General features: G+C 53.5%; 2 protein-coding genes. One reads left to right on the plus strand and one right to left on the minus strand.

What is annotated here, in order from left to right; translation table 11 throughout:
- Positions 1–141: 141 nt before the first annotated feature.
- The gene (gene aac(6'), locus ISX84_RS23065) at positions 142–588 is read right to left on the minus strand and encodes an aminoglycoside 6'-N-acetyltransferase (protein ID WP_195822779.1); all 447 of its coding nucleotides are present in this window, start codon (positions 586–588) and stop codon (positions 142–144) included.
- Positions 589–754: 166 nt separating this feature from the next.
- On the opposite strand from aac(6'), the gene ISX84_RS23070 reads away from it, so the two are divergent.
- Entirely contained in the window at positions 755–1,372 is a 618-nt protein-coding gene (locus ISX84_RS23070) for a LysE family translocator (RefSeq protein ID WP_195822780.1), read from the plus strand.
- The last annotated feature ends 382 nt before the right edge of the window (positions 1,373–1,754 follow it).

Below are 1,754 nucleotides of genomic sequence, written 5' to 3' on the forward strand. Positions count from 1 at the left end.
GAATGGCAACGGCTGATCCGAAGCAACCCGAAATTCAAAGAGCTGCCGTTTATCGATTGAACTCGAAAGGCAGCCCGTCCCGCAATCCCGACCTTTATCGCCAATCCATTGTCCGGTCCGGGCTGGCTCCGGCCAATCGCACTAAAGCGCCTTGCGAAAATAGACGACGCGTTCAGTCTCTTCGAAGCCCAAAGACAAGTGAAACGCATGACTAGCTGCATTGTCGATATGCGCGTCAGAAGCGAACTCTGAACAGCCTCGCTCATTTGCCCACGATTGGACCGACTTCAACAAGAGCCGCCCGACGCCTGAGCCTCGGTCCTCAGGGCGGACAAAGATACCCTCAAGGAAGGCAACTGGCGAAGTCTCGCATCCGTTGACATGATCGCGGCGCAAGGTTGCCTCGGCGAACGCACGAATGGTCGCCCCATCAACAACATCCAAGAAGACGATGCCGTCATGAGGACATTTGGAGAGCATCGCCGCAGCCTCATCCCGATGCTGTCCGGGAGACGTGTCATCCCAAAGCTGCGCGCGTAGATCAGCCCAAACTTGGATATCCGAAGAAGAAGCGGTCCGTATCGGCATGCTTCGACTCTGCTCATTTTTAGAGCGTCTGCAACGGGGCTCCTGCCGACAATTGACGAAAACAGTCAGATGACAGCTCAGAGCCCTGTCTTGTGATTCTTTCGTGTTGCAGCGAAGGTCTGCTATGCCACCTGGCTTTTTCTCTGAACTATCAAGGTTTCCCAAAATGATTGATTGGCTCGTTTTCGTTCCCGCGTGCTTCGCGCTAAACCTTGCGTTTGGGCCGAACAACCTTCTGGCCATGACAAACGGCGCTCGGTCTGGCGTTGTTTTTGCGCAAAAAGCGGCTGTTGGTAGGCTGCTTGTGTTCGTTCCCATGATTGCAATCAGCGCACTCGGGCTAGGCATTGTTCTGACGACCTCCGCCCTCGTTTTCAGCATCGCCAAAGTGATTGGCGCAACCTATCTGATATGGCTTGGGATTTCGCTCTGGCGCAGTGCGAAAGCGATGAAAACACAAAACCTTTCTGGCGAACAGGTCTCTCTGAGCCAGGCATTCCGCGCCGAAAGCTTGGTGGCCGTGAGCAACCCCAAAGCCATACTGATCTTTGCGGCCTTTTTCCCTCAATTTGTGATCGTGGATGCGTATTGGCAGAGCTTTGCAATGCTGGGTGCCGCGTTTCTTGTGATGGAAGCAGTTGCGATATTCACGTATGCTGCCTTTGGCAGGATGGCATCTCGTTTTGCAGCAGGAAAGCTTTCAATGCTTCAGCGCGCCTCAGGCGCGACGATGTGCTTATTTGGAATACTGCTGCTGATCAGCCCGCAGCCGTCACGGACATAGCTGCCGTTCATCTTGTAATTTGACTGTCCGCTTTGTCCCGCCTTGCCGACATCGGAAGATGAAACAAACGCAGTCGGTTCATGGTTATAGCCGTTAGAAGCTAAGACCTTGCCAGTTCATCGTTAACCATTTGTTTGCGATTGCGGCGCACATCCTACCCATGAAGTATGTTTGGAAAATCGTCATCCGCCACTCAACCCAAGAACCTGACCACCGCCAGGGCTATGCTTGGGCTGGCAGTATGTGAGAGGCGCTGTGTCTTAGCCCCGTAGAACTGTGCCACTATTTTGGTGTCACAGGAGGGATGATGGATGGCGCGGAAGCGGTATTCGGATGAAGATGCGTTGAAGCTTTTGCGTGAGATTGACGTGCATTTGCACGA

Source organism: Roseobacter sp. MH60115 (assembly GCF_015644665.1).
In the GTDB taxonomy this organism is placed as follows: domain Bacteria; phylum Pseudomonadota; class Alphaproteobacteria; order Rhodobacterales; family Rhodobacteraceae; genus Roseobacter.